The organism is Roseovarius sp. (assembly GCF_040219995.1).
GTDB lineage: Bacteria > Pseudomonadota > Alphaproteobacteria > Rhodobacterales > Rhodobacteraceae > Roseovarius.
Genome location: NZ_JAVJUC010000041.1, coordinates 97,246 through 123,901, shown reverse-complemented (window position 1 = coordinate 123,901; position 26,656 = coordinate 97,246). Strand labels below are relative to the sequence as shown.

Annotated in this window: 22 protein-coding genes; 7 read left to right on the top strand and 15 right to left on the bottom strand. The window is 64.2% G+C overall.

The genetic code is table 11. From position 1 onward, the window contains the following. Positions 1–77: 77 nt before the first annotated feature. Both clpA and RID11_RS17105 read left to right on the top strand, forming a co-directional pair. Positions 78–2,414 (top strand): ATP-dependent Clp protease ATP-binding subunit ClpA, encoded by a 2,337-nt coding sequence (gene clpA / locus RID11_RS17110; RefSeq protein ID WP_350141293.1) that lies wholly within the window; start codon positions 78–80, stop codon positions 2,412–2,414. Beyond that, positions 2,414–3,388 carry a M23 family metallopeptidase gene (locus RID11_RS17105; protein ID WP_350141291.1) on the top strand — a complete coding sequence of 325 codons (975 nt, stop codon included), beginning with the start codon at positions 2,414–2,416 and terminating at the stop codon, positions 3,386–3,388. The genes clpA and RID11_RS17105 overlap by 1 nt, the downstream gene beginning before the upstream one ends. A 7-nt stretch (positions 3,389–3,395) precedes the next feature. Here RID11_RS17105 and RID11_RS17100 read toward each other — a convergent pair whose 3' ends face one another. From RID11_RS17100 to RID11_RS17090, 3 genes are all read right to left on the bottom strand, one after another. After that, positions 3,396–5,378, bottom strand: coding sequence for a peptidoglycan -binding protein (locus tag RID11_RS17100; protein ID WP_350141289.1), 1,983 nt, complete (start codon positions 5,376–5,378; stop codon positions 3,396–3,398). Between the two features lie 2 nt (positions 5,379–5,380). Further along, complete coding sequence (locus RID11_RS17095) at positions 5,381–6,607, bottom strand: biopolymer transporter ExbB (RefSeq protein WP_350141287.1); 1,227 nt, start codon at positions 6,605–6,607, stop codon at positions 5,381–5,383. Positions 6,608–6,674: 67 nt separating this feature from the next. Further along, positions 6,675–7,199: a gamma-glutamylcyclotransferase gene (locus RID11_RS17090; protein WP_350141285.1), complete on the bottom strand. Its 525-nt coding sequence runs from the start codon at positions 7,197–7,199 to the stop codon at positions 6,675–6,677. Between the two features lie 73 nt (positions 7,200–7,272). Between RID11_RS17090 and RID11_RS17085 the strand changes: the two genes are divergently transcribed. Then, positions 7,273–8,274 (top strand): DUF2125 domain-containing protein, encoded by a 1,002-nt coding sequence (locus RID11_RS17085; RefSeq protein WP_350141283.1) that lies wholly within the window; start codon positions 7,273–7,275, stop codon positions 8,272–8,274. A gap of 4 nt (positions 8,275–8,278) precedes the next feature. Here RID11_RS17085 and nusB read toward each other — a convergent pair whose 3' ends face one another. From nusB to RID11_RS17045, 8 genes are all read right to left on the bottom strand, one after another. After that, positions 8,279–8,761: a transcription antitermination factor NusB gene (gene nusB / locus RID11_RS17080; protein ID WP_350141281.1), complete on the bottom strand. Its 483-nt coding sequence runs from the start codon at positions 8,759–8,761 to the stop codon at positions 8,279–8,281. Then, complete coding sequence (locus RID11_RS17075; protein ID WP_350141279.1) at positions 8,758–9,303, bottom strand: 6,7-dimethyl-8-ribityllumazine synthase; 546 nt, start codon at positions 9,301–9,303, stop codon at positions 8,758–8,760. Before RID11_RS17075 ends, nusB begins: the two co-directional genes overlap by 4 nt. Before the next feature lie 3 nt (positions 9,304–9,306). Continuing rightward, a complete protein-coding gene (ribB, locus tag RID11_RS17070; protein WP_350141277.1) occupies positions 9,307–10,458 on the bottom strand; it encodes a 3,4-dihydroxy-2-butanone-4-phosphate synthase in 1,152 nt (383 codons plus the stop codon). Between the two features lie 115 nt (positions 10,459–10,573). After that, the gene (locus RID11_RS17065) at positions 10,574–10,912 is read right to left on the bottom strand and encodes a cupin domain-containing protein (RefSeq protein ID WP_350141275.1); all 339 of its coding nucleotides are present in this window, start codon (positions 10,910–10,912) and stop codon (positions 10,574–10,576) included. 61 nt (positions 10,913–10,973) lie between these two features. Then, complete coding sequence (locus RID11_RS17060) at positions 10,974–12,254, bottom strand: DUF3422 family protein (protein ID WP_350141273.1); 1,281 nt, start codon at positions 12,252–12,254, stop codon at positions 10,974–10,976. Positions 12,255–12,477: 223 nt separating this feature from the next. Beyond that, entirely contained in the window at positions 12,478–13,962 is a 1,485-nt protein-coding gene (locus RID11_RS17055) for an NAD(P)(+) transhydrogenase (Re/Si-specific) subunit beta (RefSeq protein ID WP_350141271.1), read from the bottom strand. 12 nt (positions 13,963–13,974) lie between these two features. Beyond that, positions 13,975–15,549, bottom strand: coding sequence for a Re/Si-specific NAD(P)(+) transhydrogenase subunit alpha (locus tag RID11_RS17050; RefSeq protein ID WP_350141269.1), 1,575 nt, complete (start codon positions 15,547–15,549; stop codon positions 13,975–13,977). A 128-nt stretch (positions 15,550–15,677) separates the two neighbouring features. Further along, a complete protein-coding gene (locus tag RID11_RS17045; protein WP_350141268.1) occupies positions 15,678–16,130 on the bottom strand; it encodes a methyltransferase family protein in 453 nt (150 codons plus the stop codon). Positions 16,131–16,207: 77 nt separating this feature from the next. Between RID11_RS17045 and RID11_RS17040 the strand changes: the two genes are divergently transcribed. Beyond that, on the top strand, positions 16,208–16,960 hold the full coding sequence (locus RID11_RS17040; RefSeq protein WP_350141266.1) for an SDR family NAD(P)-dependent oxidoreductase: 753 nt from the start codon (positions 16,208–16,210) through the stop codon (positions 16,958–16,960). 5 nt (positions 16,961–16,965) lie between these two features. On the opposite strand, the gene RID11_RS17035 is transcribed toward RID11_RS17040, so the two are convergent. After that, on the bottom strand, positions 16,966–17,895 hold the full coding sequence (locus RID11_RS17035; RefSeq protein WP_350141264.1) for a calcium/sodium antiporter: 930 nt from the start codon (positions 17,893–17,895) through the stop codon (positions 16,966–16,968). A 210-nt stretch (positions 17,896–18,105) separates the two neighbouring features. Between RID11_RS17035 and kynU the strand changes: the two genes are divergently transcribed. From kynU to RID11_RS17020, 3 genes are all read left to right on the top strand, one after another. Beyond that, positions 18,106–19,299, top strand: coding sequence for a kynureninase (gene kynU, locus RID11_RS17030; RefSeq protein WP_350141262.1), 1,194 nt, complete (start codon positions 18,106–18,108; stop codon positions 19,297–19,299). Between the two features lie 235 nt (positions 19,300–19,534). After that, positions 19,535–21,589 carry a Hint domain-containing protein gene (locus tag RID11_RS17025; protein WP_350141260.1) on the top strand — a complete coding sequence of 685 codons (2,055 nt, stop codon included), beginning with the start codon at positions 19,535–19,537 and terminating at the stop codon, positions 21,587–21,589. Positions 21,590–21,941: 352 nt separating this feature from the next. Further along, a complete protein-coding gene (locus tag RID11_RS17020; protein WP_350141258.1) occupies positions 21,942–23,999 on the top strand; it encodes a Hint domain-containing protein in 2,058 nt (685 codons plus the stop codon). A gap of 12 nt (positions 24,000–24,011) precedes the next feature. On the opposite strand, the gene RID11_RS17015 is transcribed toward RID11_RS17020, so the two are convergent. From RID11_RS17015 to RID11_RS17005, 3 genes are all read right to left on the bottom strand, one after another. After that, entirely contained in the window at positions 24,012–24,788 is a 777-nt protein-coding gene (locus RID11_RS17015; RefSeq protein ID WP_350141257.1) for a gamma-glutamyl-gamma-aminobutyrate hydrolase family protein, read from the bottom strand. Positions 24,789–24,966: 178 nt separating this feature from the next. Further along, positions 24,967–25,161 (bottom strand): DUF2256 domain-containing protein, encoded by a 195-nt coding sequence (locus tag RID11_RS17010; protein WP_350141255.1) that lies wholly within the window; start codon positions 25,159–25,161, stop codon positions 24,967–24,969. After that, the gene (locus tag RID11_RS17005) at positions 25,161–26,648 is read right to left on the bottom strand and encodes an FAD-binding domain-containing protein (RefSeq protein WP_350141253.1); all 1,488 of its coding nucleotides are present in this window, start codon (positions 26,646–26,648) and stop codon (positions 25,161–25,163) included. Before RID11_RS17005 ends, RID11_RS17010 begins: the two co-directional genes overlap by 1 nt. Positions 26,649–26,656 lie beyond the last annotated feature (8 nt).

The following is a 26,656-nucleotide window of genomic DNA, read 5'->3' as shown; positions in this document are numbered from 1 at the left end:
TATCGACCAAACTTTAAGACTATGAGGCCAAGGTTCGTGGGCGTCCCGCCCCGGCCAAGATCAGAAGGAGCACAACCGTGCCTTCATTCTCGAACACACTCGAACAGGCAATCCATGCGGCATTGGCGCTAGCCAATGCACGGCGGCACGAGTTCGCTACCCTTGAACACTTGTTGCTCGCCCTCGTGGACGAGCCTGACGCCGCCCGCGTGATGAAGGCGTGCAGCGTAGATACCGAGGAATTGCGCACCACGCTTGTGGAATATATCGACGATGACCTCGCCAATCTGGTGACAGATATCGACGGGTCCGAGGCGGTGCCGACCGCAGCGTTCCAGCGGGTGATCCAGCGTGCCGCGATCCATGTGCAATCCTCGGGCCGGACAGAGGTGACGGGGGCCAACGTGCTCGTTGCAATCTTTGCCGAACGTGAATCGAACGCGGCCTATTTCCTGCAAGAACAAGACATGACCCGCTATGACGCGGTGAACTTCATCGCCCATGGCGTGGCCAAGGACCCGGCTTACGGTGAATCGCGGCCCGTAACCGGCGCGACCGACCTCGACGATGACGGCACTGCCAAACAGGCCGAAACCGACGCCGTCGAGGCGGGCGATTCGGCGCTTGCGAAATATTGCGTCGATCTCAACGAAAAGGCGCGCACCGGCGATGTTGATCCGCTGATCGGGCGCGATTCAGAGGTCGAGCGTTGCATTCAGGTGCTGTGTCGCCGCCGCAAGAACAACCCGATCCTCGTCGGCGACCCCGGCGTCGGCAAGACCGCCATCGCCGAGGGCCTCGCGCACAAGATCGTCAATGGCTCGACGCCCAAGGTTCTCTCGGGGACAACCATCTATTCGCTCGACATGGGCGCACTTCTCGCAGGCACGCGCTATCGCGGTGATTTCGAGGAGCGGCTCAAGGCCGTGGTCACCGAACTTGAAAAGCATGCCGACGCGGTGCTCTTCATCGACGAGATTCACACGGTGATCGGCGCGGGGGCGACCTCGGGCGGGGCGATGGATGCCTCCAACCTGCTCAAACCCGCGCTACAGGGCGGCAAGCTGCGCTGCATGGGTTCGACCACCTACAAGGAATATCGTCAGCATTTCGAAAAGGATCGCGCCCTGTCGCGCCGGTTCCAGAAAATCGACGTGGCGGAGCCGACGGTCGAGGATGCGGTCAAGATCCTCAAGGGTCTCAAGCCCTATTTCGAGGACCACCACAGCGTCAAATACACCAATGACGCGATCCGCACCGCCGTTGACCTCTCGGCGCGCTATATCAACGACCGCAAGCTGCCCGACAAGGCGATCGACGTGATCGACGAGGCCGGTGCCGCGCAGCATCTGGTCGCGGCCTCCAAGCGGTGCAAGTCGATCGGGGTCAAGGAGATCGAGGATGTCGTGGCCAAGATCGCACGCATCCCGCCCAAGAACGTGTCCAAGAACGACGCCGAGGTGCTCAAGGATCTCGAAGGCGCGCTCAAGCGCACGGTGTTTGGTCAGGACGACGCCATCGTCGCGCTCAGTTCCGCGATCAAGCTGGCGCGTGCTGGTCTGCGCGAGCCGGAAAAACCGATCGGCAACTATCTCTTTGCCGGGCCCACGGGCGTGGGCAAGACCGAGGTGGCCAAGCAGTTGGCCGATTCCCTTGGCGTGGAACTGCTCCGGTTCGACATGTCGGAATACATGGAGAAACACGCGGTCTCGCGCCTGATCGGCGCGCCTCCGGGCTATGTCGGTTTCGATCAGGGCGGGCTCTTAACCGATGGCGTCGATCAGCATCCGCATTGCGTGCTGCTGCTCGACGAGATCGAAAAGGCGCATCCGGACGTGTTCAACATCCTGTTGCAGGTGATGGATCACGGCACGCTGACCGATCACAACGGGCGCAGCGTGGATTTCCGCAACGTGGTGCTGATCATGACCTCGAACGCCGGTGCAACCGAACTGGCGAAATCCGCCATCGGCTTTGGCCGCGACCGGCGCGAGGGCGAGGATACAGCCGCCATCGAGCGGACCTTCACACCCGAGTTCCGCAACCGTCTGGATGCGGTCATCTCCTTCGGCCCGCTGCCGAAATCGGTGATCCTCAAGGTGGTCGAGAAGTTCGTGCTTCAGCTTGAGGCACAACTGATGGATCGCGACGTGACCATCGAGCTGACCGAACCGGCCGCCGAATGGCTCGCCGACAAGGGCTACGACGACAAGATGGGCGCGCGCCCCTTGGGTCGCGTCATTCAGGAGCATATCAAGAAGCCGCTGGCAGAAGAGCTGCTCTTTGGACGCCTGTCCAAGGGCGGCGTCGTCAAGGTGAGCGTCAAGGACGGCAAGATCGATCTGGAGATCGAAGGCCCCGCCGCGCGTCGCCTGACCGGCAAGAAAAAGCCGCCGTTACTCACGGCGGAATGATGCGGCGGGCTTTTGCCCTAGCCGCGATACTGACACTGGCGGCGGCCCAAACGGCCGCCGCCGACGCGCCTCGCCTCGCCGTGCCCATCGACTGCACCTTGGGCGAGACCTGCTATATCGAGGATTACGTCGATACCGATCCCGGCCCCGGTCAGCGCGATTACATGTGTGGCCTCAAGAGCCGCGAGGATCACCGCGGCACCGATTTCATGCTCCCGTCTTTCGAGGCTATGCTGACCGGCGTCGATGTTCTGGCCGCCGCACCCGGCACCGTCGCTGCCACCCGCGACGGCATGGCAGATACCCCCGTCACCACCGCGACACGCGAGGCAATCCGCGGCCGCGAATGCGGCAATGCGGTGCGTGTCGATCACGGCGAAGGCTGGCAAACGCTCTATTGCCACCTCAAGCGCGGGTCGATCCGCGTGCGCCAGGGCGACCGGGTGACGACCGGCGATGTCTTGGGCCAGGTCGGGTTGAGCGGGATGACCAATGCCCCGCATGTCCATCTCGGTGTGCGGAAGAATGGCGCAATCGTCGATCCGTTCCATCCCGACGACGTCACGCAATGCGGCCAGCAAACCGATGGCGGTTTGTGGCAGGACAGGCCGGATTATACCCGCGCGGGCCTCTTTACTGCCGGCTTCTCCACCGCTGTACCCGCCTTCGACGCGGTGCAATCCGGCGCGGCGCGCGTGCGCGAAACCACATCCGATCAGCCGCTGGTGCTCTATGGCCACGTCTTTCACGCCCAGCCCGGGGACCGCCTGACCCTGACGGCCCAAGGCCCCGAAGGCGAGATTTTCCGCCACGTGCTCACCCTCGACGATCCCAAGGCGCAGCTCTTTCGCGCCTTCGGGCGCAAGGCCCCGGCGACCGGATGGCCCGGCGGGGCTTACCGCGGCTATGTGCGGCTGATGCGCGGCGCCACGCTCTTGGCCGCGCGCCACGCCGATATCACCGTGACGCCCTGACGCGCGCTTATCGCGTGGTCAGCTTCAACTCGATCCGCCGGTTTTGCGCGCGCGCCTCGGGCGTGTCGGCGGGATTGACCGGCTGATACTCGCCGTAACCATTGGCCGAGAGCCGCTCTGGCGGGAAGCCGAGGAAATTCGTCAGATAGCGCACCACCGACAGCGCCCGCGCCTGACTAAGCGCCCAGTTGTCGGCAAAGCGCGCGCCCTCCACGATCGGCACATCGTCGGTATGGCCGTCCACCTGCAACACCCACTCGATGCCCTCGGGGATCTCGTCGATCACGCCACGCAGGATGTCGGCGACCTTGGCAATCTCCAATTGCCCGGCGCGTGAAAGCTCGGCTTCACCGGGGGCAAAGAGCACCTCGGAGGAAAACACGAACCGGTCGCCCACAATCTGCACGCCCTCCTCGTCGCCCAGCACATCCCGCAGCCGGCCAAAGAATTCCGACCGGTATTTCTCCAGATCCTCCTTCTCGGTCTCCAACCGCTCGCGCTCGGCCTCCAGAAGGCGCGCGCGTTCCTCTTCGGCCTGTCGGCGACGCCGTTCCTCGGCCGCCACGCGAGCCAGCGCGGTATTGAGTTCATTGCCAAGCGACTGCAACTGCACCTCGGCCTCGGCTTCGCTTTCGCGGGCCTCATCCAGCAACCCCTGCAACTGCGACAGCTGATCGCGCAGCGCCGCCACCTGCTGATTGAGCAGCACCTGTCGCCGCTGCGCCGCGCTTACCGCCGCCTGCTCCGCGGTCAGCGCGTCGCGCGTGTCGGCCAGACGGTCGCGCGCCTCCGACAGCAAGGCGGCGCGCTCCTCGGCGGCACTCATCTGCTCTTGGGCCTGCGCCTCGGCGGCGCGCTGTGCCGCAAGTGCCTGCACAAGCTGCGCCCGCACTTCCTCTTCGGTCGCCTGCGCCTCGCTCTCCACGGTCTGCCTCTCGGCCACCGCCTGCGCCAGTTGCCCCTCCAGCCTGCGTATCTGCGCCTGTGCCTCGGCAAGCTCCGCACGGGTGTCCTCCAGTGTGCCGGTTGCCTCCGCCTCGCCGCTTTGGGCAGCATCGAGCGCCGCCTCCAGCCGGGTGATCTCGGCCTCGCGCGCCTCAGCACCCTGTTCGGCCTGCAAGAGTGCTTGCGCCAACTGGCTGTTGAGATCCTCGCGGGCGGTCTCGGCGGCGGCCAGCAGGGTGAGGGTTTCCTCGGCCCGCTGGCGCTGTTCCTCAAGCGCGAGGGTCATGGAGGTCAATTCTGCCTGCGATGTCTCCAGCCGCTCGCGCAGCGCCTCGGCAGCGGCGGCCTCGGCCAGCCGCGCCTGTTCCTCCTCGCTCAACTGTGCTTGCAAATCGTCAACCTCGGCGCTCAGGGCCGCCTGCGCCTCTCCGGCCTCGGCATTGCGCGCGCGCAGGTCCGCGACCAGCGCATCGAGCGCCTCACGCCGGGCGGCGGCAAGGCGGGCGGCCTCGGTCTGTGCGTCCACTTCATCGCGTAGGCTTGCAAGGGTGAGGTTGAGCTGTTCGGCTTCGCTCAGCAATTCATCGCGGCGGCCCTCCAGATCGGCGATGCGGTCCCGTGCCGTCTCACGATCCGACAACAGGCCCGCCACCTGCTCCTCGAAACTGGCGATGCGGCCCTGCGCGGTCTGCAAGGCCTCGGCCTGCTCGGCATTCTGGGCGCGCAGACCCTGGATCAGGGCGGCCTGCTGTTCCTGCCGCTCCCGGGCGTCGCCCAGGGTCGCGGTGAGCGCGCCAACGCGGTCCTGCAACGTCGCATTGCGGTCCTGCTCAAGCCCGAGGGCGCGTGACAGGGCCGATACTTCGGCAGAGAGCGCATCGAGCTGGGTCTCCTGTCCGCTGATTTCCTCGCGGAGAACGAATTGCACCATCATGAAGATGGTCAGCACGAACATCAGCACGAGCAACAACCCGGTCATCGCATCGACGAAACCGGGCCATATCGCGCCTTGAAACCGGGCCCCTGTGCGCCGCGAGAGCGCCATCCTCAGCCCTCCCCGTCGCTATCCATGTCAGGGCGGAGCGATCTCGGACGCATCCGACGCGGGCCCGCCTCGCGCGCCTGGCCCAGCAACTTTGTGAGCGCGGCAAGATCGGTGCGCAACTCTGTCATGGTCTCTTGCCGTCCGGCGCTGATTTCTTCGAGAATGCGCAACATCTGCACGTCGATGGAGCGCAGGCGCATGCGGCTCTCGGCATCGAGCCCCTCATTCGGGGCCACTTCTCGGTTCTCCAGCGTCTCGATCAGCCGCTCCTGCCCCTCGGCCATCCGCATCAGAGCCACCTGCACCGGGTTCTGGTCGCTCATCCGGTGGGTGAGGCGCTCGATGGAATCCGCCAGAACGCCCAGTTTCTGATCGACCATCGCGCGGCTCATGTCGGATTGGCTGAGCATGTTCTGCAGCGCGTCCATCTGCTCGGACATATGGTCGAGCACATGCGCGACGGCGTCCTGTTCGCCACCGCCTTCGCCGTCACCGCTGGCAAAGCCGACGCGGGTGATGGTGGACATCCATTCTTCCAACTCGCGGTAAAACCGGTTCTGCCCGTGGCTGGCAAACAGTTCCAGCAGGCCCACCACCAGCGATCCGGCCAGGCCGAGCAGCGACGAGGCAAAGGCCACACCCATGCCGCCGAGTTGCGCCTCGAGTCCGGACATCAGGCGGTTGAAGACGTCGATCCCCTCTTCGCCCGCCTGTGGGGCAAGGCTGCGGATCGTGTCGACCACCGCTGGCACCGTCGTGGCAAGGCCGTAGAAGGTGCCCAGAAGACCCAAGAATATCAGCAGGCTGACGATATAGCGGGTGATCTCGCGCGCCTCGTCGATGCGCTGCGCGACCGAGTCGAGGATCGAGCGCGCCGAGGTCGAGGCGATCTGCATGCGCTTGCCACGCGAGCGCAGCATGGTGGCTAGCGGGGCCAGCATCGAAGGCGCGCGCGTCAGTTCGTGGCCCGGCACCTGCGCGGCGAACCCCTCAATCCAGCGGGCCGAACCGATGAGTTGAAACACCTGCCAGAAGGTCGCGATCACCCCGATGACGAAGACAAGGAAGATAAAACCGTTCAGCCAGGGGTTGGCCTCGAACACTGGAAGCACGCGCGGCAGCGCCACGAACGAGCCGAGCCCGGTAAGCACCAGAACGATCACCATCAGCACGATCTGGCGATAGGGGTATGAGAATTGCGGCTCGACCTCGCGGTCCGGCTGGTCCATCTGGACGCTCCCGACACGTTGATTTATGGGCTCAACCCTACGCGTCTTGGCCCGTCAAGCCAAGGACTTATCCACACAGGTGCCGCACCCGGCGGACCAGCCAATCCAGTTCCTTGTCGTGAATGCCGAGCTGTTTGAGATGCGCGGTGGTGTTGAAGAGATACTCGGTATTCGGCCCGCGCCCGCCGACGGCGCGGGCGATGACCTGCGCCTGCTCTTCAAGGTCGAGGCCGCCACAATACTGCACATGTTCGGCATCGACCACATAGGTCAGCGCCTCGACCTGCCGCCCGTCGTCAAGCGCGATCTCCAGACGCTTTTCCAGATAGGCGGAAGACACCAATTCACGCTCGCGCAAGTATGCGAGCACGCTCTCGGCCTCCTCCGGCTTGGCCCGCAAGGCGACCCCGTGACAGAGCGCGCCGGGCGCGGCATCAAGCGCCAGAACGAGGCCGGGGTTGTCATCCGTTCCACGGTGATGGACAGAGCGCATGCAAAAGCTGCGGTGATACTCGGGCAGCCGCGCGATCACGCGTTCCGCAACCTCGAAGCCCGGATTCCACACCAGCGATCCATAACCGAACACCCACATATTGATTATCCCTGTTCCTCGCGCATGGCCCCCTATAAACACGTTTCCGAACAGGCATGAAAGGGGCGTGCGCATGCGATTTCTGCTGGCCGTCATCGTGATCGCGACACTGGGCTGGTCGGGCTACTGGTTCGTCGGCCAGCGCGGGCTGGAACAGGGCTTTGCCGATTGGTTCGAGAGCCGCCGCGCCGAAGGATGGGTTGCGGAAACCTCCGATCTCGACGTGCAGGGCTTTCCCAACCGGTTTGACACCGGCTTTACCAACCTGATGCTGGCCGATCCCGCGACAGGGCTGGCCTGGGAGGCCCCCTATTTCCAGTTGAGCGCGCTCAGCTATCAGCCCAATCACGTGATCGCGGTCTGGCCCGAAACGCAGTTGATCGCCACCCCGCAGGAAAAATTCCGCGTCGAGGCACGCGATATGCGCGCCAGCCTGCGCATCGCACCCGACACGCGGCTTGCGCCGGAAAGCACAACGCTGACAGCCGAATTTCTGCAAATCACCCCCGAGGCCCGCCCCGAGGAGACGACCGCGCTGACCGCGCTGACCCTTGCTGCCGAACGTCAGGCAGAGCGCGACTACCGCCTTGGTCTCGCCGCCGAAGGGCTGACGCTCGCCCCACCCTGGCGCGACCTGCTCGACCCGGATGGCAGCCTGCCCGCGCAGATATCCAATCTCAACGCCGATCTGACGGTCACCTTCGACAAGGTATGGGACCGCACCGCGATCGAGGTCGCGCGCCCACAGCCCACCCATATCAAGGTCGCGCTGGTCGATGGCAAATGGGGGCAATTGCATCTTCAGGCAGCGGGTGAGGTCGACGTTACAGCCGAGGGTATCCCCGAAGGGGAAATCACCCTCAAGGCGCGCAACTGGCGCGACATGATCGCGCTTGCGCAATCGGCTGGTGCCCTGCCCGAAAGCATGGCGCAGACGGTGGAGAACGGTCTGGAATTGCTGGCCCGGATGAACGGCAACCGCGAGACGCTGGATGTCCCGCTGACCTTTCGGGGCGGGCGTATCCTGCTTGGCCCGATCCCGATTGGCCCGGCCCCGGTGCTGCGGCTGCGCTGAGCGCTTAGAACGCCTCGGGCTTGGCCTCGCGCGCCATGTGGTCGAGCACGGCGTTGACGAATTTCGATTCCTTGCCCTCGGGATAGAACGCCTTGGCCACGTCCACGAATTCCATGATCACCACGCGGGGCGGCGTGTCGGACTGGATCATCTCGGCCCCGGCCGCGCGAAAGAGCGCGCGCAGCGTGGGATCAATCCGGGCAATCGGCCATTTGGCGACCAGCGCGCGGTCGGTCATCTGGTCGATCTTCGCCTGCCAGTTCACCGCGTCGTCAATCAGCTTGCAAAACAGATCGGCATCGCCCTCGACCATGTCGACACCCTCGTCGAACTCGGCCCCGAAGCGGTGGTCGAGAAACTCCTGCCGCACGGCAGTCGAGCTTTGCTGCGAATGCTCCATCTGAAACAGCGCCTGCACGGCATACATGCGCGCGGCGGATCTCATCTGACGTTTACGATTGCCGGAAAGGGCGTGGTCGGTGCTCATACTTTGGGCGTGTCCTTCGCATCGCCCGCGAGGCGGATTTCCTCGGTCGCGGGCTTGAACCCCACGCCTTTGCGCGGGCCGCCCCATTTACGGGCCAATGCCACCAGATGCAAGGCCGCAGCGGCAGCCCCCGCGCCCTTGTTCATGGCCTCGGGATCGGCGCGCACCTCGGCCTGTGCGCGGTTTTCGACCGTCAGGATGCCGTTACCGATGCACAGCCCCTGAAGGCCCAACAGCGTGAGGCCGCGCGAGCTGTCGTTGCAGACCGTTTCGTAATGCGTGGTCTCGCCCCGGATCACGCAGCCAAGCGCCACGTAGCCGTCAAAGTTGGACATCCGCTCGGCGATGCCGATGGCGGTGGGCAGTTCCAGCGCGCCGGGCACCTCGGCGATCTCGTAGCTGCCGCCTGCGGCCTCGATCTCGGCACAAGCCCCCTTGATCAGGTTGTCAGCGATGTCGCGATAGAACGGGGCCACCACGATCAACACTTTCACAGGCTTGTCGAACTCGGCGCGCGGCAGGGTGTATTCATGCTCGGCCATGCTTCACTCCTCGGTCAGGGGACGGGTGCCGGTGATCGAAATCCCGTAGGCATCAAGGCCCAGATAGCGCGTGTTCGGACTGTCGGTCAAAAGGATAAGCTCGTGAATGCCCATGGTCGCCATGATCTGCGCGCCAAGGCCGGTCTGCTTGACGGTGCGCGGCGTGTCGTCATCCTCCATCTCGCCCGCCAGCTTGGGACGCGGCTGACGAAAGAGGAAGACCGCACCGCGCCCCTCGCGCGCGATGATCTCCATCGCGCGGGGCAGTTTTCCGGTCGGCGCACCCTCGCGCGCCGCAAGCCCGATGCCCAACACATCCTCGAGCGCGTTGAGCGCATGGGCGCGGGCCAGAACAGGGCGGCCATCGGACACATCGCCCTTGCTCAGCACCACATGCTCCGTGCCGGTGATCTGGTCGGCGAAAATGCGCATCTGCCATTCGCCGCCATGGCTCGACTGCACGGTCTCGCGCCCGGTCTCTGTGATCAGGTTGTCATGCTTGTGGCGATAGGCGATCAGGTCGGAAATCGTGCCGATCTTCAGATCATGCGCCTTGGCGAACTCGATCAGATCGGGCAGCCGCGCCATCGAGCCATCCTCTTTCATGATCTCGCAGATCACGCCCGATGGGTTCAACCCCGCCAGCCGCGCGATATCGACCGCCGCCTCGGTATGCCCTGCGCGCACCAGCACCCCGCCGCGCCGCGCGCGCAGGGGAAAGACATGGCCGGGCGTGGCAATCGCCGCCATGGTGTTCTGCTCGTTGATCGCGGTGGCGATGGTCAGCGCGCGGTCCCCGGCAGAAATGCCGGTGCTCACCCCCTCGCGCGCCTCGATCGACACGGTAAATGCCGTCTCATGCCGTGAGGAATTGTTCACCGCCATCATCGGCAGGCCCAGCCGGTCGATCCGCTCTGCGGTCATCGGCAGGCAAATCAGCCCGCGCCCATGCACGGCCATGAAATTCACCGCTTCGGGCGTGGCGAATTCGGCGGCGATGACCAGATCGCCCTCGTTTTCACGGTCCTCGTGATCGACGAGGATGAACATCCGGCCCTTGCGCGCCTCTGCGATGATCTCTTCGGTGGGCGCGATGGCATGGCGCAGATCGGCCTCGACGGGGCCGGGTTTCTCGAACGGGACGGTCTCGGACATAAGCGTGTCCTCCGGGGTGTTTCAACCCGGCCCGGATATCGTAGGCGCGGCGCAATGGCCAGAGGGGAAAGGGCGGTGACGCGGCGGCCCGCTCAGACAGGCGCGCGGCGGATCGTCACCTGCCCCGGATCGGATAGCGGTCCGGCTCGGCAAACACATCGATCACCCGGGTGCCCGCCTTGATGAGCGCACCATGCTCGACCCCTGCGGGAATGGAATAGCTGTCACCGGGGCGGTATATCCGCGTCTCGCCGCCGATGGTGAATTCAATCTCGCCCTCCACCACGCTGCCCCACTGCGCGCCATGCGAGTGAGCAGGCAGCTCCATATCCTGCAGGAAGGTGAAAAACACGCATAGCCCCTCATCCGAGCAGATCGCGCGCGACTGTACGACCTCTTCGGGGAAGGGCAGGTCAAGCGCGGGCAGGCTCATGATGAAATCTGGGAAGGGCATCGGCATCGGCTCCATTTGATGCCGCAATGATGCCCCGCGCAGGCCCGCCCCGCAAGTTCGATCAATGCAGCTTGTTGCGGATGCGCTGCACCATCCACCAGACGATACCCACCACCGGCAGGGTCACGGCGGCGGTCACCATGCCCTTGCTCACTTCCGTCGCCTCGGCAACGGGATAGAGCAGATAACCCGCAAGCGAGACCGCGTAATAGCTGATCGCCACCACCGACAGCCCCTCGACCGTGCGCTGCAGGCGCAATTGCAGATCGGCGCGCTTGTCCATGCTCTCCAATAGCGCCTGGTTCTGCGCGCTACGCTCCACATCGACGCGCGTCTGCAACAACTCGCCCGCCCGCATCGCCCGGTCCGCCATCGCCGAGAGCCGGTCCTTGGTGGCGCGCACGGTGCGCATCGCCGGGTCATAGCGCCGCATCATGAACTCGGCAAAGGTCTGGCGACCCTCGAACCGCTCTTCGCGCAGCACGGTGATCCGCTGGTTGACGATCTGCTCATAGGCCGCCGTCGCACCAAAGCGGAACGAGGATTGCGCGACCAGCGATTCCAGCTCTGCCGAGACGCGCAAGAGGCTCTGCAAGGTCTCCTCGGCGGGCTGCGTACCGCCGGTCATGTCGTCGATCAGGCGGCTCAACTGACTGTCGGTCTCGCCCATCTGGCGGCCCATCTCGCGGACCCGCGCAAAGCCCAGCATCGACATCGCCTTGTAGGTCTCGATCTCGCAGATACGCTGCACCACGCGCCCGATCCGCCGCTCCCCGGTGGCGGGCGCGACATGCAGGGAAAACCGCAGATGCCCCGCCGGGTCGACACGGAAGTCCCCCGCCATAACGGCGGCATCATCAAGCACGCGCGCCATGGCGACGCTTTCATCCACAAACCATTTGTCGATATCGGCGCGTGTGGCGTCCTTGCTCTCCCATGGCACCACCCGGATCATCGCAGAGGTGATGCGCACCCCCGGGGCCTTGCCGAGCCAGTCCTCCGGGAACACCTCGAAATCCACCGGATCGAAGGGGCGCGAACTGACCCCGTCGGTAAAGACGGTGTAGGTCACCATCTCGGTATGGCTTTCCCATTTCAGGCTGTGCCGCCCGATCTGGCCGAAATAATGCGTGGCGCCGGGCTGCGGGTGCTTGGCCCCGTAGCGGTCGAGCAGCGCCGTGAGATGCGCCAGATCCGCCGCACGGTCGCGCTTGGCGGCGTCACTCGGCTGCTTGATCGCGAGAAAAACTGCCGTACACGGCGCCTTGAGCGACGGAAAGGGGCGCGCGTGCAGCTCGTTCGCCAAGTCATAGCGCAGCGGATGATCTTCGATTGGGGGCATACGCCGGTCTCCTGATCCTAGCCGCTGCTTAACCCGCCCGGATCGCGGGTAAAAGCATTTTTTCCTTCATCCCCAGTGATTTAGCGGGACACAATCGTATACTGCACATCGCTTGGGCGTCTTCTTGGTGAAAATACTCCAAATCCGCCCGCCGCCAAAGACGAAACCCACGCAAAAGGGGCGCAGCCTTGCGACCACGCCCCTCTCGCACCTGCGCTCAGGCTCACTCGACCTTGCTCAAGAGGCTCGAGATACTGTCCTTGGCATCGCCATAGAACATCCGTGTGTTTTCCTTGAAGAACAGCGGGTTCTCGATACCCGAATAGCCGGTGCCCTGACCACGTTTGGAGACAAACACCTGCTTGGCCTTCCACACTTCCAGCACCGGCATGCCGGCGATGGGCGAGTTGGGATCGTCCTGCGCCGCCGGGTTGACGATATCGTTGGAGCCGATGACGATCACCACATCCGTATCCGGGAAATCCTCGTTGATCTCGTCCATCTCCATGACGATGTCGTAAGGCACCTTGGCCTCGGCCAAGAGCACGTTCATATGCCCCGGCAGACGGCCCGCGACCGGGTGGATGGCAAAGCGCACGTTCTTGCCCTTGGCGCGCAGCTTGTTGGTGATCTCGCTCACCGCACCCTGCGCCTGGGCCACCGCCATGCCGTAGCCCGGCACGATGATGACTGAATCAGCCTCGTTGAGCGCATTGGCCACGCCGTCGGCGTCGATGGCGACCTGCTCGCCCTCGATCTCCGCCGCCGGGCCCTGCGATCCGCCAAACCCGCCGAGGATCACGCTGACGAACTGACGGTTCATCGCCTTGCACATGAAGTAGCTCAGGATGGCACCCGAGGAGCCCACGAGCGCGCCGACCACGATCAGGAGGTCATTGCCGAGGCTGAAGCCGATCGCCGCTGCCGCCCAGCCAGAGTAGCTGTTGAGCATCGAGACGACCACCGGCATGTCCGCGCCGCCGATCCCCATGATCAGGTGATAGCCGATGAAGAGCGCCAGCAGCGTCAGCGCCACCAGCGTCCAGATGCCGGCCCCGCCCAGATACATCGCGGCAAAGAGCAGCGAGAGGCCCGCAGCGGCAGCATTGAGCATATGCCCGCCCGGCAGCTTCTTGGCAGCCGAGTCGACCTTGCCCGCCAGCTTGCCATAGGCGATCACCGAGCCGGTGAAGGTCACCGCACCGATCCACACGCCAAGCACCAGCTCGACCCGCAGGATGCTGACCTCGACCGCCGTCTTCTTGGCCACGATGGCGGCAAAGCCGGAGAAGGTCTTGGCAAAGGCAGTGGCCTCGGCCACTGCCGTCTCAGGACGCGGGAAGGCAAAACCTTCATCGGCAAAGGCCGCCGCCACCCGGCCAAGTTCGATATCGGCATTGAAGCCCACGAAGACCGCAGCGAGGCCGACAAGGCTGTGCATGATCGCCACCAGTTCGGGCATCTGCGTCATCTGCACCCGCGTCGCCAGCTGATAGCCGATCAGGCCGCCGCCCGCGATCAGGATCAGCGACAAGAGCCACAGCCCCTGCCCCGGCCCGATCATAGTGGCGATGACCGCGATGGCCATGCCGGTGATGCCGTACCAGACGGCGCGCTTGGCGCTTTCCTGCCCGCTCAGACCGCCGAGGCTGAGGATGAAGAGAATCGCCGCGACCACGTAGGCCGCAATGGTAAATCCGTAATCCATTGTCGCCTCCGATCAGGATTTCTGGAACATGGCGAGCATGCGCCGTGTCACGAGGAAGCCGCCGATGATGTTGATCGAGGCCATGAACACCGCTGCGGCGGCAAGGATCGTGATCAGGATCGAGCTCGATCCGATCTGCATCAGCGCGCCCAGGATGATGATCGACGAGATCGCGTTCGTCACCGCCATCAGCGGCGTGTGCAGGCTGTGGCTGACGCCCCAGATCACCTGGAAGCCAACAAAGACAGACAGCACGAAGACGATGAAATGCTGCATGAAGCTGGCAGGGGCCACCAGACCCACGGCCAGCAGCAGCACCGCCCCGACCGTGAGCAGCGTGACCTGGTTCTTTGTCTGCGCCTTGAAGGCTGCGATTTCCTGCGCGCGCTTCTCCTCCGGCGTCAGTTCCTTGGCCTTTTCCTTGGGCTTTTGCGCGGCGATGGCCGCAACCTTGGGCGGTGGTGGCGGGAAGGTCACCTCGCCCGCATGGGTCACCGTCGCGCCCCGGATCACGTCATCCTCCATGTTGTGATTGACCTGACCGTCCTTCTCGGGCGTGAGGTCCGTCATCATGTGGCGGATGTTGGTGGCGTAAAGCGTCGAAGACTGCGTCGCCATCCGGCTCGGGAAATCGGTATAGCCGATGATCGTCACGCCATTGTCGGTGACGATCTTGTCGTCCATCACCGTCAGCTTGCAGTTGCCGCCCTTTTCGGCGGCCAGATCGACGATCACCGAACCGCGCTTCATCGCCTTGACCATGTCCTCGGTCCAGAGCTCGGGCGCTTCACGGTTGGGGATGAGGGCGGTGGTGATCACGATATCGACCTCGGGGGCCAGTTCGCGGAACTTGGCAAGCTGCGCCTCGCGGAATTCGGGGCTGGAGACCGACGCATAGCCACCCGAAGCCGAGCCGTCCTGCTGCTCTTCCTCGAAATCGAGATAGACAAATTCGGCGCCCATCGATTCGACCTGCTCGGCCACTTCGGGGCGCACGTCGAACGCATAGGTGATCGCGCCGAGGCTCGTGGAGGTGCCGATGGCGGCCAGACCCGCCACGCCCGCGCCCACGATCAGCACTTTCGCAGGGGGCACCTTGCCCGCCGCAGTGATCTGTCCGGTGAAGAAGCGGCCAAAGTTGTTCCCGGCCTCGATCACGGCGCGATAGCCCGCGATATTGGCCATGGAGCTGAGCGCGTCCATCTTCTGCGCGCGGCTGATGCGCGGCACCATGTCCATCGCGATGACAGACGTGCCCTTGTCGGCAATCGTCTTCATCTGCTCTTCATTCTGCGCAGGCCAGAAGAAGGAGATCAGCAATTGCCCCTCGCGCAGGCGCTTGGCCTCGGTCTCGGTGGGCGGGCGCACCTTGGCCACCACATCGGCGGCCTTGTAAAGCTGCGCGGCGCTCTTGATCACCTCGACACCGGCCTCCTTGTAGGCGGCGTCCGAAAACCCTGCAGCAGTCCCGGCCCCGGCCTCGATGGCGCAGTCATAGCCGAGTTTTTGCAATTGCAGGGCGGAGTCGGGCGTCATCGCCACCCGGTTCTCACCCTCGAGCACTTCCTTTGGCGTTCCGATCTTCAAATCTGTGTCCCCCCTTGGCAGATCACGTGTTCTTGTGGCAGCGCCGAAGCTGCATGCCGGTTTCGTTTTCCCGAAGGTCGTTATTTCACACTATTTCATGACTGACGAGATCAAGATTGTCGCGGTTCCTACACCCATCGTCGGGTTTTTTCGCAATATTGCGCGAAATCCATGCGGAATTTGCGGCGCAGGCGGTCTTCTTCGGGCAATATAAAGCGTTTTTCGATCACCCAGACGAATACGGGAATCAAGGGCAGGGACAAAACCGCGTCCCATCTCAGGATCAGCCCCGCGAGGATCAGCGCATCGCCCAGATAGATCGGATTGCGCGAGCGCTTGAAGATTCCGGACTGGATCAGACGCTCGGGCGTCTCATGCGGCACGATGGTCGTCTTGTAGCGCCGGAATTCCATCGCCGCCATCACGATGAGCAGCAGACCGCCCCCCACCAAGAGCCCCCCGAGAAGATCGGCCCATGTGTCGCCGAAGCCAAGCCCCATAGGATACTGCGTGGCCTGCACCCACGCGACGACGAGAAACGCCAATAGCCAGACCGGCGGCATGTCGACCCATTTGAACATTCGCATGGCATCCTTTTCTCTGCGGTTGTCACCCTCGGGCGCGTTGCTACAGTAGCGCCTGAGATTAGGGAGGCAACATGGCACTTGGTGGTAAACACGCGCTGATCACCGGCGGTGGCAGCGGCATCGGTCTGGCGATTGCCCGCGCACTCGCGGCAGAGGGGGCAGAGGTCACGATCACCGGGCGGCGCGCGGGCGTGCTCGACGCGGTGGCAGGCGGCGGCCTGCATCCGCTGGTAATGGATGTCACCGTTGAGGCGCAGGTTGTCGAAGGTGTCGCCGCCGCCGTGAAGGCGCGCGGCCCGGTGCAGATCTGCATCCCCAATGCCGGCATCGCTGAGGGTCGCGCCCTGCACAAGACCGATGCGGCGTTCTGGCGGCAGATGATGGCGACCAATCTCGACGGGGCCTTCTACACGGTGCGCGAATGCCTGACAGGGATGCGACAGACCGACTGGGGCCGGGTGATCGCGATCTCCTCGATTGCCGGGCTCAAAGGGCTGAAAGGCGCCTCGGCCTACAGCGCCAGCAAGCACGGCATGATCGGGCTGATCCGGGCGCTGAGCGAAGATTATCTGGGCACGCCGCTGACCTTCAACGCGATCTGTCCCGGCTATGTCGATACCGAAATCGTCAGCCGCAACGTCGCCGCCATCTCGGAGCGTGCGGGCGTCTCAACCGATGACGCCCGCGCCATGATGATCAGCGCAAACCGCCATAACCGCCTGATCGCGCCCGAAGAGGTGGCCCGCGCCGTGCTCTGGCTTTGCGGGCCGGGCTCGGAAAGCGTCAACGGCCAGGCCATCGAGATCGCGGGCGGGCAGGTCTGAGCGGCTCAGCCCTGCGCCAGCCACACATAGGCGCCATAGCCCGCCAGCATCATCGCACCGACCGCGCGCCCGATGACCGGTCGCATCAGCAGCAGGCCAGCCAGCAACAGCGACACCGCGATCATCACCGGCAGGTCGAACGCCAGAAAGCGCCCGGCCACCGGGATCGGTGTGATGACCGCCGTTGCCCCGAGAATTCCGAGGATATTGAAGATGTTGGACCCCACGATATTGCCGATGGCGATCTCCGACTGCCGGCGCAGCGCCGCAATCAGCGATGTGGCGAGTTCCGGCAGAGAGGTGCCGACGGCGACGATGGTTAGCCCGATGAAGGCCTCCGAGATGCCGTAGCCCCGCGCGATGGAAACCGCGCCATCCACCAGAAACCGCGCGCCCAGCATCAGTGCCACCAGCCCGCCCAGAACCGTCAGCTCCGACATCAGCCCCGAGGGCATGGTGCCTGGCAAGTCGGGCACCGCCTCGCCCGGTTGGCGATACGCCCAGACCAGATAGGTCACCAGACCGGCGAACAGGATCAGACCGGCGGGCCGCCCCATCTGCCCCAGTGCAAAGATCGGCACCAGCGCAAGCGCCGCCGCCAGCATCACGGCAAGGTCGCGCCGCAGGCTTTTGCCGGTGACCCTGATCGGCCAGACCAGCGCCGAGACCCCGACGATCAGCAGGATATTGGCGATGTTCGAGCCCAGCACATTTCCGAGCGCAATATCCGGCACGCCGCGCCATGCGGCATCCACCGACACCAGCAATTCCGGCGTCGAGGTGCCGAAGCCGACCACGGTCAAACCGATCAGCAAAGGCGGCATTGCGAGCCGCCGGGCAATCCCAACGCTGCCCCGCACGAGCGCTTCACCACCGATCAAGAGACCGGTAAGACCGGCCAGAAGATAGAGATAGTCCAATCCGTTAACTCCCATGGGCGACACCACGCCGTGACGGGGCAAGTGGGCATGCCTGAGGCGGCCCGCAAGATACGTGGCAGGTTTATTTGATCAACCCATCGCAGGGGCGTGGTGCAGGATCCACTCTCGACTGCAGCGGGCGGACGCAGCATGGTGTTGACTGTCGGGCCTTCTCAGTTTTCCATCGGTCTGCGGGCAGACGTGACCAGAAAACGGACGACGATGATGACAGATTTCACTGCGACGCGCGCGATGTTCCACCTGCCAGAGGGCGTGATCTATCTCGACGGAAACTCGCTCGGGCCGCTGCCACGCGCGGCAATGGATCGGATGCACGGCACCCTGCGCGACGAATGGGGCGAAATGCTGATCACCGGATGGAATCGCGCCGGTTGGATGACGCAGCCGCGGCGTCTTGGGGACAGGATCGGGCGGCTGATCGGGGCCGAGGCGGGCCAAGTGGTGCTGGGCGATACGCTGTCGATCAAGGTCTATCAGGCGCTTGCGGCGGCGCTCGACCTGCGCCCCGACCGGCGCGTGATCCTAACCGACAGCGGCAATTTCCCATCAGATCTCTACATGGCCGAGGGGCTGATCCGCGCGCTCGACCGGGGTCATGAATTGCGCATCGTCGCGCCCGAGGAGGTGGCTGGCGCGATCACCGACGAGGTCGCGGTGACGTTGATCACGGAGGTCGATTACCGCAACGGTCGGCTGCATGACATGGCTGACCTGACCGCGCGCGCCCATGCCGCCGGGGCGGTCACGGTCTGGGATCTGGCGCATAGCGCCGGGGCGCTGCCGGTCGATGTGGCGGGCGCGGGCGCGGATTTTGCCGTGGGCTGCACCTACAAGTATCTCAACGGCGGCCCCGGTGCGCCCGCCTTCATTTATGTCGCCCCTCGTCACGCAGAGACAGCCTTTCCCGCGCTCTCGGGCTGGCTTGGCCATGAAGCGCCTTTCGCGTTCGAACCCGCCTATCGCCCCGGCGCGGGTATCGAACGGATGCGCGTCGGCACGCCACCGGTGCTGGCCATGGCCGCACTCGAGGCGGCGCTCGATGTCTGGGACGGTGTCGACATGGACGATCTGCGCGCCCGCTCCATCGAACTGAGCGAGATGTTCATCAAAGGGGTCGAGGCCGCCTGCCCGATGCTGCAACTGGCCAGCCCGCGCGACCCGGCTCAGCGCGGCTCTCAGGTGTCGTTCCGCTTTGACGACGGCTATGCCGCCATGCAGGCCTTGATCGCGCGCGGGGTGATCGGCGATTTTCGCGCTCCGGATATTATGCGCTTCGGCTTTACCCCCCTCTACATTTCGGAGGCCGAGGTCGAGATCGCCATTCGCATCGTGACAGACGTGATGCAGAACCGGCTCTGGGACGTTCCAGAGCACCGGACACGCCACGCGGTCACCTGAGACAGGTCGACACAACCCAGAGCTTGAAAAGCCAGGGTTTCGCCTCAATCTGTCGCAAATTCACCAAAAACCCCGCCAATTGCCGCCCCAGACGCTGTGTATCCATTTTGGAAACAACGGGATGCAAAAGAGCATGAAGCGCATCCCGTCCTAGCGAAGCAAGGCCATCAAAGAGCCTTGGCGCGTCTGAGGCAGCGGCGGGGGGCACGCCCCCCGCGAGGCAGGAGTGACGGGTATGCCCGACGGGTATCTGGTACAATTGGGCGATGGGTCGCTCGACACGAACGACGGCATTGTCGACCCGCTTGTGACATTCACCACCGACACCGAACTTGGTGCGGGGGACTGGATCTGGTCCGGCACCTGGAACGGGCAGAACTTCAACAACACGTCCGAACCAGGCGTCTTTTTCCTCGCGACCGATGGCAATGTCTATTTCGTGCCGGATTTCGGCCCGGTGGACACGATCAGCAGCGCCACGGTGCAGAGCGCGCCGACCTTCTCGCTCTCAAATGGCCCCATCGATGGAACCACCGGGGCGGATGTGATCGACGACACCTATACTGACGGGGATGGCGACTCTGTCGATACCGGGCTGGGCGGCGGCGCGGACGGCAATGACGATACGATCGACGCAGGCGCAGGTGATGACAGCGTTGCCTCGGGGCTGGGCAACGATCAGGTTCAGGCTGGCCCCGGCAATGACACCGTGGATGCGGGCGATGGCGATGATCTGGTGGTCGGCGGCAGTGGCCAGGATTCGATCCTCGGTGGTGTCGGCAACGACACGCTCTATGGCGGCAACGACCCAGCGCAGTTCACCGGCACCGGCGGCACAGGCACGCTCAGCACATCTTTCCAGGTGATCGACCTGGGGAATTTCGCTGATATCGATCCTGACGAGACCAACGGCATCTCCGAGAACATGGCCGATCTTTTCGGCACTTACGGCTCGCTCGACGAACCGCTTTATGAAAATCTTCTCGACATGACGACCGCCGATCCCAACGGATCGGGCAATGTCGACGACAATGACAATGGCAACACGCCCGAAACCGTGACCATCGGCGGGCAAAGTGTCACGCTCGACAGCGTACAGGTCTACAACGCCACCCTCACCTATGCCGATGGCAGCACGGCGAACATCACCGCTGTGGTGTTCCAGACCACCACCGGTGACACCTTCCTTGCCCCCGAACTTGCGACCAACGCCGATAACGCGGCGCTCTCGGCCCAACCTATCGTGTCGATCTCACTCAACTCGACCAGCGCCGACAACGGCTCGCTTGCCGCGACCCGTGTTGATACCGATTTCAAGGTGCCGATCGCTGACGAAACCGGCGATATTATCGACGGCGGCGCGGGCGATGACCAGATCTTCGGCAATGAAGGCAACGACACGCTGACCGGCGGCACCGGGGCGGATACGGTCTATGGCGGCACCGGGAACGATACGTTCTTTCTGGCCGAGGGCGACGTGGCGTTCGGTAGTGACGGCGACGACCTCTTCGTAATTGGCGACCTCGGCGAGGCGGGCGCGGGCACGATCAACATCGTGGGTGGCGAGGGGGACGAGGCGACCGGCGATACGCTGCAACTCAATGCCGACGTGACACCGGACGACATCACCTTCACCAACACGGATGACGCGGCGGGCGGGCTTTCAGGCTCTTTCACCCTGACCGATGGCACACTGGTCACCTTCTCGGAAATCGAGAATATCATCTGCTTTACCCCCGGCGCACGCATCCTGACGCCGCGCGGCCTGCGCCGTGTCGAGAGCCTGAGGGCGGGCGATCTGGTCATCACCCGCGACAACGGCCCGCAACCGGTGCGCTGGACCGGCAGTCGCACTGTGCCGGGGATCGAGCGGTTTGCCCCGATCCGCGTGGCCGCGCATGTGCTTGACGGGGCGACCGCACCGCTTCTGGTCTCCCCGCAACACCGGTTTCTCTTTACCGGCTACAAGGCCGAACTGCTGTTCGGCTGCGACGAGGTGCTGGTCTCGGCCAAGCATCTGGTGGACGAGCGCGACGTGAGACCCATGTCGCAGGCAAACGTGACCTATATCCATATCATGTTCGACCGCCACGAGATCATCTATGCCGATGGCGCTGCGACCGAGAGCTTTCATGTCGGCGATATCGGGCTGGCCGCAATCTCCGATGCCGCGCGCGAAGAGTTGTTCAGCGTCTTTCCGGAATTGCGCAGTCACCCCGATACATATGGACCGACAGCGCGCCCCTGCCTGAAACGCCATGAGGCACGTCTCTTGCAACCCTGCACCTGAATGGCACTGAAATACACCCGTGCGCTGTCGTTAAGATGTCAAATTGCCACCACAGACCCGCCCGACAGACCGCTTAACCCGATCACCAGACATTTCGCCTAGCTTCTTGGTGGCTCCAGAGTGTCGCGTTCTTAGTACGAGGAAAAACAATTGGTTATGACATTCAAATCAGAACCGACCAGCAAAAGACACGCAATCCCGAGCCTTCGCTCGGGACCATCCCCGCTGCGCGGCACCGCCACACAGATTGGAGACGGGCCAACAAGGTGTATGCGCTGGTCAAGTCAGGCCGAGTCCAACCCAGATAATCCCGCAGGCAATAAACGGCTTTTGGACAAGGGCGAGATTTAGGATGGCGAACCACATCACGAACGGTGTCTTTGAAACCAACACGGCCACGACTGGGTCACAGACCCCATCTGGCTGGACCATCACCTCGGGCTCGCCGGATCTTCAGACCGACGGCAGTTTTGAATGGGCCAATCAGGGCTGGATGCCCACCGATCTCAACGCCGCGAGCGGTAGCGGTTACATCACCCTGTTCGGAAATGGTGGCACGGCGCGCGAGGCGCTGTCAACCACGCTCAATACAACCGTCGTGGCAGGTCAGGACTATACGTTTTCCTTCGATTTCTACGTCAACGATTCGGACGGCACCAGCAATCAGGCGGGGGCCACGAACCTGAGCGTCACCATCGGCACGCAAATACTGACAATCCCGATCGACAGCACCGGGCAAACGGCCCCCTACTGGCAGACTGCAACCTTCAACTTTACCGCGACCGAGACGACCAACAACCTGTCGCTCTCTACCACCAGCGACGCAGGTGCCTTCGGCAGCCTGACAGGAATTGCCCTCGACAATCTTGTCCTCGATGTCGCTCCGAACGGGATCGTCGAAGGTACCGCAGCAGGCGAACTCATCGATATCGACTATATCGGCGATCCCGAGGGCGACCGCATCGACGCCAATGACAACCTTGCCAAAAACAATGACGACAGCGTGGAGGCAGGGGCAGGCGATGACACGATCCTTGCCGGTATCGGCAATGACACGGTCAACGCAGGAGACGGCAACGACCTGCTTGATGGCGGCACAGGCAATGACATTCTGAACGGCGGTATCGGCGATGACACGCTGATCGGTGGGCTCGGGGCAGATACGCTCAATGGCGGCGCGGGGCTGGATGTGGTGGATTACGCCACCTCCGGCACGGCGGTGACTGTCGATCTGTCGACGATGACCGCTTCGGGCGGGGATGCGACCGGGGACGTGCTGTCTGGTGTGGATGGGATCACAGGCTCGGATTTCAACGATACGCTGACCGGCTTTGACGGGGTGTTTGATGGCGGCACCACCACCAACTTGATCGACGGCGGCGCAGGCGACGACTCGATCAGTGGGCTTGGCGGCGGCGACACATTGCTCGGGGGCGCGGGCAACGACACCCTGTCCGGCGATGCCGGGGACGACACGATCTTTGGCAGGGCCGACGACGACCTGATTTCCGGCGGCACCGGCAATGATCAGCTGTTCGGGCAAGACGGTAACGACACGATCAACGTGAGCCAGGGCGACAGTGCCGAGGGCGGCGACGGCGACGATGTCTTCATGGTGACGGATTTCGGTGAGACGAATACTGGTCCAATCACGATCATCGGCGGCGAGGGTGACGAGACGGCAGGTGACACGCTGGTCCTGACACCTGATATCGGGCGCGACGACATCACATTCACCAATACCGACGATGAGACGGGCGGCCTTTCCGGCACGTTCAGCCTGAATGGCGCGGTCGTGAATTTTTCGGAGATCGAGAACATCATCTGTTTCACCCCCGGCGCGCGCATCCTCACCCAATGGGGCGAGCGCCCGATCGAGATGCTGCGGCTGGGCGACATGGTGGTGACCCGCGACCATGGATTGCAGCCGGTGCGCTGGATCGGCGAGCGAACGGTCCATGCGACCGGGACTTTTGCCCCCATCTCCATCGCGTCAAGCGTGATGGGCGGGCATGAGGCGCTATTGGTCTCGCCCCAGCACCGCTTGCTGTTCACCGGCTATCGCGCCGAACTTCTCTTTGGCGAGAGCGAGGTGCTCGTCGCGGCCAAGCATCTGGTCAACGGGCGCGACGTGACGGTCTCGGAACGGGATGTGGTGACCTATATCCACATCATGTTCGACCGCCACGAGGTGATCTATGCCGGTGGCATCGCAACCGAGAGCTTTTACGCCGGAGACTCCGCACTTTCAGCCGTGGATGCCGCAGCACGCGAGGAATTATTCACGATCTTCCCGGAGTTGCGCAGCGCGCCGGGACGCCACCGCGAGATCGCGCGCCCCTGCCTCAAGCGGCACGAGGCGGCATTGCTGTGCAACGAGGACGAGGTTGCCCCGGCGTGGTCGCGCTAGGCCGCGTGTCGATCAGGCGCTGCGTAGCACCGGGGTCACCTGCCCCGCCGCCCAGGCCCGCACCGCATCGCCAAAGGCGGTGAACAGCGGGCGGCTGACGGGATCGTTGGTGGCGTTGTATTCCGGGTGCCACTGCACCGCGAGGGTAAAGCCCCGCGCGCCCTCGAGATAGAGCGCCTCGGGCGTGTCATCATGCGCCCAGCCGTCGATCACCACGCCATGTCCGGGCCGCACGATCCCCTGCCCGTGCAGGGTGTTCGTCATCACCTCCTCGGCCCCCATCAGCCGGTGAAACACGCCGCCCGGCGTGAACCGCACCTTGTGGCGCAGGGCGAATTGCTCGTCCATCGTGCCCTCGGGCGGCATGCGGTGATTGTCGCGCCCCGGCAGATCGCGGATTTCCGGATGCAGCGTGCCGCCCATCGCGACATTGACCTCCTGAAACCCGCGGCAGATGCCCAGAAACGGCTGCCCCCGCTCCAGACAGGCGCGCACCAGCGGCAGGGTGATCGCATCGCGCGCACGGTCGAACGCGCCATGCGCCTCGGTCGGCTCTTCGCCATATTCCTCGGGGTGGACATTGGGCCGCCCGCCGGTCAGCAGAAAGCCGTCGCACACCTCCATAAGCTCCGCCACCGAGACATAGCGCGGGTCGGCGGGAATGATCAGCGGCATGCAACCGGCAACATCGGCGACGGCAGAAGAATTCATCGTGCCACCTGCGTGGGTGGGGTAGCGATTGTCGATCTGATGCTGGTTTGCGATGATGCCGACGATCGGGCGAGTCATTTTGGTCCTTCTTGGTCAGGCGCGTTATGTTCCATTTGCCTTGAATATAACGCGCAATGGAATAACAAAACATCAATCAGCGCACATATTCTCGTGCGCTGATGCGGGTTTGCCCAATATCCCTGCACGGTTTCTTGACCTTTACGCGCCATGCTCCGTGCCGTGGGCGGGGGCTGCGTCACCGGTCAAACGCATCCCGGTCGGCCGTGGTTTTCCCGTCCACACCAGCCGCTTTGCGCCGCCTTCGGCAGCGGTCCGAGCAATGGCGCACCTCGTCCCAGACGCTGGCCCATTTGCGCCGCCACTGCATCGGGCGGCCACAGGTGGCGCAGGTCTTGACCGGCAGATCGGATTTGCGGCGGGCGCGCGGCATCAGAGGTCGAGGCTCAGCTGCGCATCGTTGCGCGGCTTGCGGCGCGGCCGCTTGCGGCTCGCGTGTTTTTGCACGATCCGCGCCGTCTCGGCATCGCCGCGATGCGCCGCGCGACAGGCATAGACCGCCTCTTTCGCCGCCTTCGCCGCCGCCACCGGATCGACAATCGGCGCGGGGTAGCCCTTGCCCAACAGCCCGCCTGCCCCGTCCCACGCCCATGGCCGCTGCAAATGCGCATCCGGCACGTCGTCCAGTTCCGGCACCCAAGCCCGCGTGAATGCGCCGGTCGGGTCCTGATCCTGCCCTTGCTTGACCGGGTTATAGATGCGGATCGTGTTCATCCCCGTTGTCCCCGATTGCATCTGCACCTGAGACCAGTGAATGCCGGGCTCGTAATCGGTGAAATACCGGGCCAGCACGGCCCCCGTCGCCCGCCAATCGAGCCACAGGTGATAGGACGCCACCGCCATCAGCATCGAGCGCATGCGGAAATTGAGCCAGCCGGTCGCGATCAGCGACCGCATGCAGGCATCGACAAAGGGCAGCCCGGTCTCGCCCCGCGTCCATGCCGCGAGCCGCACGGCGTCAGGCTCACTGGGGCGCAACCCTTCGTAGGCTGGGTGCAGGCAGCGATGCTCGATCGCCGGTTCATCCTCCAGCTTCTGCATGAAATGATCGCGCCACGCGAGGCGCGCCTGAAACGACCGCATCGCGCGCGCCCAATTCGCACCGCGCCTGGTGGGGGCCGCGCGCCCCGCCTGCACCGTCTCGCGGATCGAGAGCGTGCCGAAGGCCAGATGCGGGCTGAGCCGCGAACAAGCCCGCGCGCCGGTGAGCGGCGACGACATGGCGCGGGTATAGCTCTCTCCGCGCGTGGTCAGAAAGCTGTCGAGGGCACGCATGGCGGCTCGCCGCCCGCCGTGCTGCCGCCCTGAGCAATGATCCTCAAGGCCGAGCGCGCGCGCCTCGGGCATCAGGTCGCTCGTGATCCCGGCTACCGCCACAGCGCCTGAGATCGTCGGCTCCAAAGGCGCACGCATGAACGCATCTCGCGCCCCCTGCCAGCGATCGCGATTGTCTAGCCGCCGCATCACCCCGCATTGCGGCATCTCATGCCACATGACCGCCTGCCCGCGCGCCCAAGCCGTCACGCGCCGGTCGCGCGCAAAGCTCCAGCCGTTGCCGGTTTCCTCGTGGCTGACCAGATCGGTCACGCCATGCGCGGCGCGCAAGCTTTCCAGCACCGGCACCGCCTCGCCGGCGCGAACAATCAGCGGAAGGCCGATGCCGTTCAATTCGTGGCGCAAGCTGTCGAGTGCCTCGCCGAGAAACGCATATTGGCGCCCCGAGGCATCGCCTTGCGCCCATAAATCCGGTTCAACGATATAGAGCGGGATCACCGGGCCCAGCCGCGCGGCGTGGGCGAGTGCGGCATGATCCTGCACCCGCAGGTCGCGCTTGAACCAGCAGATCACCGGCGCGGTCATGTCAGGCG

What these genes read in the sequence shown, in the direction of transcription:
- RID11_RS17105 (WP_350141291.1), top strand. Translation starts at nt 2,414, where the DNA reads ATGCGGCGGGCTTTTGCCCTAGCCGCGATACTGACACTGGCGGCGGCC.
- RID11_RS17100 (WP_350141289.1), bottom strand. Translation starts at nt 5,378, where the DNA reads ATGGCGCTCTCGCGGCGCACAGGGGCCCGGTTTCAAGGCGCGATATGG.
- RID11_RS17095 (WP_350141287.1), bottom strand. Translation starts at nt 6,607, where the DNA reads ATGGACCAGCCGGACCGCGAGGTCGAGCCGCAATTCTCATACCCCTAT.
- RID11_RS17090 (WP_350141285.1), bottom strand. Translation starts at nt 7,199, where the DNA reads ATGTGGGTGTTCGGTTATGGATCGCTGGTGTGGAATCCGGGCTTCGAG.
- RID11_RS17085 (WP_350141283.1), top strand. Translation starts at nt 7,273, where the DNA reads ATGCGATTTCTGCTGGCCGTCATCGTGATCGCGACACTGGGCTGGTCG.
- nusB (WP_350141281.1), bottom strand. Translation starts at nt 8,761, where the DNA reads ATGAGCACCGACCACGCCCTTTCCGGCAATCGTAAACGTCAGATGAGA.
- RID11_RS17075 (WP_350141279.1), bottom strand. Translation starts at nt 9,303, where the DNA reads ATGGCCGAGCATGAATACACCCTGCCGCGCGCCGAGTTCGACAAGCCT.
- ribB (WP_350141277.1), bottom strand. Translation starts at nt 10,458, where the DNA reads ATGTCCGAGACCGTCCCGTTCGAGAAACCCGGCCCCGTCGAGGCCGAT.
- RID11_RS17065 (WP_350141275.1), bottom strand. Translation starts at nt 10,912, where the DNA reads ATGCCCTTCCCAGATTTCATCATGAGCCTGCCCGCGCTTGACCTGCCC.
- RID11_RS17060 (WP_350141273.1), bottom strand. Translation starts at nt 12,254, where the DNA reads ATGCCCCCAATCGAAGATCATCCGCTGCGCTATGACTTGGCGAACGAG.
- RID11_RS17055 (WP_350141271.1), bottom strand. Translation starts at nt 13,962, where the DNA reads ATGGATTACGGATTTACCATTGCGGCCTACGTGGTCGCGGCGATTCTC.
- RID11_RS17045 (WP_350141268.1), bottom strand. Translation starts at nt 16,130, where the DNA reads ATGTTCAAATGGGTCGACATGCCGCCGGTCTGGCTATTGGCGTTTCTC.
- RID11_RS17040 (WP_350141266.1), top strand. Translation starts at nt 16,208, where the DNA reads ATGGCACTTGGTGGTAAACACGCGCTGATCACCGGCGGTGGCAGCGGC.
- RID11_RS17035 (WP_350141264.1), bottom strand. Translation starts at nt 17,895, where the DNA reads ATGGGAGTTAACGGATTGGACTATCTCTATCTTCTGGCCGGTCTTACC.
- kynU (WP_350141262.1), top strand. Translation starts at nt 18,106, where the DNA reads ATGACAGATTTCACTGCGACGCGCGCGATGTTCCACCTGCCAGAGGGC.
- RID11_RS17025 (WP_350141260.1), top strand. Translation starts at nt 19,535, where the DNA reads ATGCCCGACGGGTATCTGGTACAATTGGGCGATGGGTCGCTCGACACG.
- RID11_RS17020 (WP_350141258.1), top strand. Translation starts at nt 21,942, where the DNA reads ATGGCGAACCACATCACGAACGGTGTCTTTGAAACCAACACGGCCACG.
- RID11_RS17015 (WP_350141257.1), bottom strand. Translation starts at nt 24,788, where the DNA reads ATGACTCGCCCGATCGTCGGCATCATCGCAAACCAGCATCAGATCGAC.
- RID11_RS17010 (WP_350141255.1), bottom strand. Translation starts at nt 25,161, where the DNA reads ATGCCGCGCGCCCGCCGCAAATCCGATCTGCCGGTCAAGACCTGCGCC.
- RID11_RS17005 (WP_350141253.1), bottom strand. Translation starts at nt 26,648, where the DNA reads ATGACCGCGCCGGTGATCTGCTGGTTCAAGCGCGACCTGCGGGTGCAG.